An 8,017-nucleotide genomic window follows, 5' to 3' on the forward strand; every position below is an offset into this window, starting at 1 on the left:
AGGTAATTTACAAGGACTTACAGGTGTATTCATAGCTTTATAAAAAGTGTTTTTGAAACTAAAACAAAGCGCAAGTGCATTCGTCTACTTTTAAACACATGATAGCAATTACCCTAAATTTGGAAGAATTGTACTATTTTTAGAGGTATTAACTTTAATAGGCTTCTTTGCTGGGATAAATCAAGGTTTATTTGGTATAAAGGAGTTGCCATTCATTGTGGCTCACTCAAAAATGCAACAAAAATCGAATGAATAAAATAAAACTGACTTTAATTTTTATACTATTATTTTCTTTAGAATGTTTTAGCCAACAAACCGGAAATAACGGAATAACAAGAACTGCTGTTAAAAATGGAATTGGAATTGGAAGCGCAATTGCTATTGTAGTTTCTTGGGACAGAAATAAATCCATTCTTTATGCAATATTACACGGAATTTTGGGTTGGCTTTATGTTATCTATTTTGTAATAGTTCGTGAAAGTGAAGAAAAGAATAAATAATCAAAAACTAAACTGAATACGAAATTTAACAAGTTGCTGAATTGCTTAATAAATCGGAGTTGAAAAATTTTACGGAATAAAATACTGACTGAATTTACGCAATCGCTAAAAAGTGGAAAACGGAATTTAGTCAATGCGTTGAATAACGAATCGGAAATACAACCTGAATCGGAAAAAGCACTTAAAGAACAATTTGAAAATGCGGAAATGGAATTCGTATCGATTTATGGATAGAAATCGGATTAATGCCTACCACTAACAAAGTACTACGGTAAGAAACCAAATAAAAATCACAGCTTTAAGATTGCGTTGTATCAGTATACCACGCATCGCCATGCTACGATTAATAACGCTGTTGTAATTACAATTACACCTATTATAATTAACTTTACAAAAAAAACAGTAATCCATGAGCATGCTTCACCTAAAACTAGAAACCGATCCGCGTTGGGTTACCATTGTAGAAAGTAATATTGAAGAAATACTTACAGATCATGCTTGGTGTGAGCAAAAAGCGGCCACAAATGCCATTACAATTATCACTTATAATAGTGAGCATGAAGACCTAGTTACTGCACTATTAGAATTAGCTAAAGAAGAGCTAGAGCACTTTCAAATGGTACACAATATCATTAAAAAACGAGGCTATACTTTAGGGAGCGAGCGTAAAGATCATTATGTAAACCAACTCTATAAGTTTATGAATAAAGGCGGAAATAGGCAACAAAGTTTTGTGGACCGCTTATTGTTTTCGGCAATGATAGAAGCCCGAAGCTGCGAACGCTTTAAATTACTATCTCAACGCATTAAGGACGAAGAATTATCTAAATTCTACCACGATTTAATGATTAGTGAAGCTGGACATTACACTACATTTATCACATTTGCTAGACAATACGGAGAAGGCATTGATGTGGATAAACGCTGGCAAGAATTAGTCGCTTTTGAAGGCGAATTAATTAAAAGCTACGGAAAAAGCGAAACCATACACGGCTAGGTGCATGGCTATATTAGTAGTTGTTTTAAGTAAGTTATAAAGGAGAATTGGTCGATAGTGCTTTGTCTGTTCTAGTAAATTGGAAGAAGAGGAAAGAGAACAGAACATAGTAATAATAGTATGCAACGATTAGGAGCACAATGGAGCTATTGAGAAATTGCTTCAATGACGATACATTTCAAATGCCTATGATCGATGATTGAATAAACTTACAAAAAGGCACTATGATTCATTATAATTGTAAAATCGATAAATTCATTGAAAAAGATGGATACATAAATGGGTTTGAGAAACGTATAAACCGAAATAAACGACCCACATTTAAGTACTGAGATAAAACAAGTATTAAAAATGCCATTAATTTCTCACTAAAACACGTCTGTGAGTTTCATCATTGCACTGTTACAAAACCAAATTACTATGCCTACACCCTTTCAATTTAAAATACAAAACCATTGGGATTTAGAATCTGCTCAAACTGAAAAGCAATCAGGCGGTTCTTTAAAAACGCACCAAGTCTTTTTAGAACATGGAAAAGAGATTCAAGTTTCGGCAGCTAAGCCTTTTAAAGGTGATGCAACAAAATACAATCCGGAAGAATTATTAATGGCAGCCTTTTCGTCTTGTCATTTTATGTCGTATATGTATGTCTGTCAACAAGCAGGTATTACGCTTTTAAAATATGAAGATAAGGTTGAAGGCAGTTTAACTTTAAATCCTGATGGAAGTGGTGCATTTACAAAAATGGTTTTACAGCCTAAAGTTTGGATAGACCATGCATCTCAGAAAATACAAGCAGAAGATTTACATAAACAAGCATCAAAATTGTGTTTTATTGCAAACTCATGTGCGTTTCCTATAGAATATAAGGTAGAGGTACTGGTAACATAATTAGATGAGCATGCGCACAACAGCCACTGTCATTCTATATATAATTTGCGCCCCAACAAGCTGGACATAAATTAGAAGCTTTGGAAATTGTGGCGGATTGTCGTGCAGTTAATCTACAGTCATTACAAATTCCCATGGAAAAGTTGGGTCCGCCTTAATAGATTCCAAATAAAGCAAGCTTTTAGATAACAACACTTTTAAGTTTTGGAATGAATTTGGTTTCACTATATATAGATTGGCGCCCTTTTCTTGTAGGGCTTCTATTTTAGTAGTTTCCAAATTGTTCGAATAGATAAAAATGGGAATATCACGTAACTTTTTCTCATCTTTAATATCGTGTAAACATTCAATACCATTCATTAAAGGCATATTTAAATCCAGATAAATGGCTTGTGGTAATGGCTTGGCAGGATTTAAAAGATTATCCATTAAAGTCACACCGTTATCAAATTCGGTAATACTAATACTTGGTCGTATATCCTTAAAAACATCAACAACTAATTCTCGGTCCTCTGCGTCGTCATCGGCCAAATATATTAACAAGGGTTCTTCAAACATATATATTGCGTTAAAAAGCGAAATGGTTTAAAATCTTATAAACTACGGCCAGAAATAATGTTATATAAAATAGCGATTATGGCAATGACTAGAAGAATATGAATTAAGCTCCCTGTACCTATACCGGCAACGATTCCAAAAAATCCTAAAATCCATACGATAATACAAATAACTGCAATTAACCAAAGTAAACTTCTCATAATCTCGTGTTTTTAAATTTATGAAGTAGTGCGATTTTCGCTCTAACTATAAGATAAAATTACAACGGTTTACCGTTATGCCTTAACTGCAACGCATTATATTATTAACCCAATCCCTTTTCTAGTTGTTAAGAGGGAATACTTGTTTATTCTATTATAAAGGTTTGTAATTTTTGAATAGCACGATGAGTCTTGTTTAAGGCGCTATCTGTTGTTGGTTTACATGGTACTCGATATGATGGACGCAGGACGTATTGCTGAAGCATAACCTGCAGAACATTACGATATTTCTGCTTTCGGTACAGCATTACGTTATGCTAAAGCATTAGGTTTTGATGCTATTGCTGAAAAATTGCAAAGGACAGATGAGTCTTACAATGCCGAAAATAAATTAGATAAATTGGCAGACAGTAGATTGAACGAAAAAGCGATACGCTAAACTGAGTTTTAATTAAATCACTGCCCATAGATTAATGCAGGTATTCTACATGTTATGTATGGGCAGTTTTTGTGAGTGTATTGTAATACTAATCATAATACACTATATAATGTAAAAAGTGAACGCTATACTTGAAGATTGACTAATGTTTCCATTTTATATGATTCACAATTTGCTTCGCATGAATTCTAGAATTTTCGATATACCATTTATGCGTTTCTAGACCGCCACAAATTACACCAGCAAGATACAGCCCTTTAATATTGGTTTCCATGGTCTCTTCATTATAATTCGGAACGTATTTTCCATCTTCAGAAAACGAAATGCCTGCATCTTCAAGTAATTTAATGTTGGGCTGATATCCAGTAAGCGCTAAAACATAATCGTTTTTAAGGTTGACTGTGCCGCTTGGTGTATTAATAGTAACCGAATGGTCTTGTATGGTTTCAATTTCAGAATTAAAGTGTGCTGTTATCGCTCCTTCAGCAATCCGATTCACAATATCAGGCTTTACCCAATACTTAACTCTTTTGCCTATTTCACTGCCTCTTATCACCATAGTTACGCGTCCGCCTTTACGGTAAATTTCTAAAGCAGCATCTACAGAGGAATTACTCGCGCCTACTACAATAACATCTTGCATGCTATAAGGATGTGCTTCTTTATAATAATGATTTACTTTGGGTAAGTCTTCGCCTGGAACGTTCAACTGTGTAGGTACGTCATAAAACCCAGTTGCTATAATTACTTTTTCCGATTTGTAAGTTGCTTTACTGGTTTCTACAGTAAAGCCGTGTTCTTCCTTGTTTATGTTTTTAACTTCTTCGTATAAATTAATATGTAGGTCATTTGTAGTTGCTACACGTCTGTAATATTCTAAAGCCTCATTTCGTTTGGGCTTTGGGTTGTTACTTATAAAAGGAATGTTATCTATCTCTAGTTTTTCCGAAGTAGAGAAAAACGTCATGTTTAAAGGGTAGTTGTATATGGAGTTTGTTAACGCACCCTTTTCTATTATAAGGTAACTTAAGTTGTTTTCTTTACAGGTTTTGGCACAAGCTATACCAATGGGACCTGCTCCTATTATAATAATGTCTATATCTGTATTCAAAATAATATCTGTTTAATGATGATTTTGCAACGTATTAAATTATATGTAAAATCCGATGTCCTAAAAATACTATAACTAACGTATTTAACCATGGAGATTTGTTTCTAATCTAATAAGACGTTTACATATTATAATAGAGTAGGGGGTAGAGGTAATAACTTACATATATTATAGTATTTTATGCATGGTATTCTTATTTAAAGAATACAGATAAGCCGTTCTCATAGGTGTATTTTGTATTTTAAAGCAAGTAGATGGTTGATATTTTAAAATAAATCCAATTGTAACCTATTAATAACAATGTATTTACAAATTATTTCAAAAAAAGGTTATAATAAATTAGTTTGGTAATAAAGAAAGGTGGTATATTTGCACCCGCTTAGCGACACAACTACGGTAGTTTAGTTAGGCAAAATGTTCATTAGCAGAGTTTTATTTATTAGATTTAGATTAGTTTCAAAAAAAGATAAAAAAAGCTTGTTAGTAACAAAAAAGGGTGTAAGTTTGCACCCGCTAAAAACGGCAACGTTTTTAGAAAAGAAAGTTCTTTACAAATTGTTTTATTGGAGTTGAAAACGTTTTAAAAATGGGTTCAAAAAAAAACCTTCAAAAAAACATTGTGAGATTAAAAAAAGGGTTTTATATTTGCACCCGCTTAACGAGGAAACGAGTTAAGAAACACAGAGAAATAAGTTCATTAACATATTGAATTGACAGCGTAGATAATAACTGGAAACGGTTATTATCAACAAAAAAGAATAAACCATTTTGAGTACCAACATTTAATTCCATTAGTTGTTAAAAGTAATAGTCGAAAGACTTAAAAATTTAACGATGAAGAGTTTGATCCTGGCTCAGGATGAACGCTAGCGGCAGGCTTAACACATGCAAGTCGAGGGGTAACATTGTGCTTGCACAGATGACGACCGGCGCACGGGTGCGTAACGCGTATGCAATCTACCTTTTACAGGGGAATAGCCCAGAGAAATTTGGATTAATGCCTCATAGTATATAGTTGTGGCATCACAATTATATTAAAGATTTATCGGTAAAAGATGAGCATGCGTTCTATTAGTTAGTTGGTAAGGTAACGGCTTACCAAGACTACGATAGATAGGGGCCCTGAGAGGGGGATCCCCCACACTGGTACTGAGACACGGACCAGACTCCTACGGGAGGCAGCAGTGAGGAATATTGGACAATGGGCGAGAGCCTGATCCAGCCATGCCGCGTGCAGGAAGACTGCCCTATGGGTTGTAAACTGCTTTTATACAGGAAGAAACACTGCTACGTGTAGCAGCTTGACGGTACTGTAAGAATAAGGATCGGCTAACTCCGTGCCAGCAGCCGCGGTAATACGGAGGATCCAAGCGTTATCCGGAATCATTGGGTTTAAAGGGTCCGTAGGTGGACAATTAAGTCAGAGGTGAAATCTTGCAGCTCAACTGTAAAATTGCCTTTGATACTGGTTGTCTTGAGTTATTATGAAGTAGTTAGAATATGTAGTGTAGCGGTGAAATGCATAGATATTACATAGAATACCAATTGCGAAGGCAGATTACTAATAATCAACTGACACTGATGGACGAAAGCGTGGGTAGCGAACAGGATTAGATACCCTGGTAGTCCACGCCGTAAACGATGGTTACTAGCTGTTCGGACTTCGGTCTGAGTGGCTAAGCGAAAGTGATAAGTAACCCACCTGGGGAGTACGTTCGCAAGAATGAAACTCAAAGGAATTGACGGGGGCCCGCACAAGCGGTGGAGCATGTGGTTTAATTCGATGATACGCGAGGAACCTTACCAGGGCTTAAATGTAGATTGACAGGACTAGAGATAGTTTTTTCTTCGGACAATTTACAAGGTGCTGCATGGTTGTCGTCAGCTCGTGCCGTGAGGTGTCAGGTTAAGTCCTATAACGAGCGCAACCCCTGTTGTTAGTTGCCAGCGAGTCAAGTCGGGAACTCTAACAAGACTGCCAGTGCAAACTGTGAGGAAGGTGGGGATGACGTCAAATCATCACGGCCCTTACGTCCTGGGCTACACACGTGCTACAATGGTAGGGACAGAGAGCAGCCACTGGGTGACCAGGAGCGAATCTATAAACCCTATCACAGTTCGGATCGGAGTCTGCAACTCGACTCCGTGAAGCTGGAATCGCTAGTAATCGCATATCAGCCATGATGCGGTGAATACGTTCCCGGGCCTTGTACACACCGCCCGTCAAGCCATGGAAGTTGGAAGTGCCTGAAGTCCGTCACCGCAAGGAGCGGCCTAGGGTAAAGTCGATAACTAGGGCTAAGTCGTAACAAGGTAGCCGTACCGGAAGGTGCGGCTGGAACACCTCCTTTCTAGAGAAAGACGACTATTGGAAAATAGTAAACAAGGAAAAGAGATTGTTTATTCTTAGCTGTTAATTTAAAATACAAACTATTATAGTTAGAGTCTCATAGCTCAGCTGGTTAGAGCGCTACACTGATAATGTAGAGGTCGGCAGTTCGAGTCTGCCTGAGACTACTAAGTATAAAAGTAAAGGAAATTCTAGAAGCTAGAGTAGTGGTTATAAGTACTAACTACTAACTACTAATTACTATCTACTAGTAATTGGGGGATTAGCTCAGCTGGCTAGAGCGCCTGCCTTGCACGCAGGAGGTCATCGGTTCGACTCCGATATTCTCCACGAATTAATGTAAAAATTAATTAATTAAAAGATGTAACAATTCGTTGGTACATTAATACATTATAAAATTGATACATTGATAAACGTTCATTGACATATTGAAAAAGATACATAAAAATACATTAAGATATTTGATTATGTAGTATTGCACATACTATATAAGATATATTTTAAACAATAATAATTCGTTGTTAGTTAAAGTTTACGAGCTTTTAACTAATAACAAACTCATTAAAAAAGCAAAAAGTACAATAAGCTAAATAAGGGCGTATGGGGAATGCCTAGGCTCTCAGAGGCGATGAAGGACGTGATAAGCTGCGAAAAGTTGCGGGGATTGGCACATACAAATTGATCCGCAAATATCCGAATGGGGCAACCCACTATATTGAAGATATAGTATCCTTAGGGAGGTAAACCCGGAGAACTGAAACATCTAAGTACCCGGAGGAGAAGAAAACAAAAGTGATTCCGTAAGTAGCGGCGAGCGAACGCGGATTAGCCCAAACCAGTAATGTTACGGCATTGCTGGGGTTGTAGGACCACGATATTCAGACCATGAAAAAGTAGAACACTTTGGAAAGAGTGACCATAGAGGGTGATCCTCAAGGGTAGGTAAAGATTGGCGCGATAGTGGTATCCTG

The 8,017-nt window shown here is 36.5% G+C and carries 7 protein-coding genes, 2 tRNA genes and 2 rRNA genes (1 of these 11 only partly in view); 8 read left to right on the forward strand and 3 right to left on the reverse strand.

Going from position 1 to position 8,017, the window contains the following annotated elements; translation table 11 throughout:
- The first annotated feature begins 248 nt into the window (after positions 1-248).
- From BN863_RS03595 to BN863_RS03605, 3 genes are all read left to right on the forward strand, one after another.
- The gene (locus BN863_RS03595) at positions 249-500 is read left to right on the forward strand and encodes a hypothetical protein (protein ID WP_038527641.1); all 252 of its coding nucleotides are present in this window, start codon (positions 249-251) and stop codon (positions 498-500) included.
- Between the two features lie 415 nt (positions 501-915).
- The gene (miaE, locus tag BN863_RS03600; protein ID WP_038527643.1) at positions 916-1,497 is read left to right on the forward strand and encodes a tRNA-(ms[2]io[6]A)-hydroxylase; all 582 of its coding nucleotides are present in this window, start codon (positions 916-918) and stop codon (positions 1,495-1,497) included.
- A gap of 420 nt (positions 1,498-1,917) precedes the next feature.
- Positions 1,918-2,388, forward strand: coding sequence for an OsmC family protein (locus BN863_RS03605; RefSeq protein ID WP_038527645.1), 471 nt, complete (start codon positions 1,918-1,920; stop codon positions 2,386-2,388).
- Positions 2,389-2,496: 108 nt separating this feature from the next.
- Here the strand turns inward: BN863_RS03605 and BN863_RS03610 are convergent, their stop codons facing one another.
- Together BN863_RS03610 and BN863_RS18370 are read right to left on the reverse strand one after the other, a co-directional pair.
- Positions 2,497-2,946, reverse strand: a complete 450-nt coding sequence (locus tag BN863_RS03610; RefSeq protein WP_051774469.1) for a response regulator — start codon at positions 2,944-2,946, stop codon at positions 2,497-2,499.
- 35 nt (positions 2,947-2,981) lie between these two features.
- Positions 2,982-3,146 carry a lmo0937 family membrane protein gene (locus BN863_RS18370; protein WP_038527647.1) on the reverse strand — a complete coding sequence of 55 codons (165 nt, stop codon included), beginning with the start codon at positions 3,144-3,146 and terminating at the stop codon, positions 2,982-2,984.
- 286 nt (positions 3,147-3,432) lie between these two features.
- Between BN863_RS18370 and BN863_RS18210 the strand changes: the two genes are divergently transcribed.
- Positions 3,433-3,585 (forward strand): DUF892 family protein, encoded by a 153-nt coding sequence (locus BN863_RS18210; RefSeq protein WP_242404093.1) that lies wholly within the window; start codon positions 3,433-3,435, stop codon positions 3,583-3,585.
- 142 nt (positions 3,586-3,727) lie between these two features.
- Here the strand turns inward: BN863_RS18210 and BN863_RS03620 are convergent, their stop codons facing one another.
- The gene (locus tag BN863_RS03620; protein ID WP_394331989.1) at positions 3,728-4,696 is read right to left on the reverse strand and encodes a YpdA family putative bacillithiol disulfide reductase; all 969 of its coding nucleotides are present in this window, start codon (positions 4,694-4,696) and stop codon (positions 3,728-3,730) included.
- A gap of 831 nt (positions 4,697-5,527) precedes the next feature.
- Here BN863_RS03620 and BN863_RS03625 point away from each other — a divergent pair.
- The 4 genes from BN863_RS03625 to BN863_RS03640 form a co-directional block, all read left to right on the forward strand.
- Positions 5,528-7,047: ribosomal RNA gene (locus tag BN863_RS03625) — 16S ribosomal RNA — on the forward strand.
- Between the two features lie 92 nt (positions 7,048-7,139).
- Positions 7,140-7,213: transfer RNA gene (locus BN863_RS03630), tRNA-Ile, on the forward strand.
- A gap of 89 nt (positions 7,214-7,302) precedes the next feature.
- Positions 7,303-7,376: transfer RNA gene (locus tag BN863_RS03635), tRNA-Ala, on the forward strand.
- A 249-nt stretch (positions 7,377-7,625) separates the two neighbouring features.
- A 23S ribosomal RNA gene (locus BN863_RS03640) occupies positions 7,626-8,017 on the forward strand; it runs 2,442 nt beyond the window's last position.
- Together the 16S and 23S rRNA genes with 2 tRNA genes alongside form the textbook arrangement of a ribosomal RNA operon.

The organism is Formosa agariphila KMM 3901, from assembly GCF_000723205.1.
In the GTDB taxonomy this organism is placed as follows: domain Bacteria; phylum Bacteroidota; class Bacteroidia; order Flavobacteriales; family Flavobacteriaceae; genus Formosa; species Formosa agariphila.